We start from the raw sequence: 302 nt of genomic DNA on the forward strand, positions 1-302 counted from the left end.
GGCGCAAAGCGTCTGAGGGGTTGATAAGGAGAAAAGCTATGATCGTTTCAACCAAGGGCCTTTACGCACTGCGCGTAATGATCGACCTGGCCGAACACCAGGCGGAGCGGTATGAGCCTCTGAAGGAGGTCGCCGAACGGCAGGAGATCTCGGAAAAATATCTGGAAAACATCCTGAAGGTGCTGGTGCAGAACGGCTTTCTGGAAGGTATGCGCGGCAAGGGCGGCGGCTACCGGCTGACCCGCACTCCCGACCAGTACACCGTGGCAGAGATCCTGCTGCTGACCGAGGGCAGCCTTTCC

General features: G+C 58.6%; 1 protein-coding gene. It reads left to right on the forward strand.

Translation table 11 applies throughout. The annotated features are described in order from the left end of the window. Positions 1 to 38: 38 nt before the first annotated feature. On the forward strand, positions 39 to 302 hold a 264-nt coding region (locus tag P0G09_RS18675), incomplete at its 3' end, for an Rrf2 family transcriptional regulator (protein ID WP_275253419.1).

The organism is Faecalibacterium sp. DFI.5.82 (assembly GCF_029076575.1).
GTDB lineage: Bacteria > Bacillota > Clostridia > Oscillospirales > Ruminococcaceae > Faecalibacterium > Faecalibacterium duncaniae.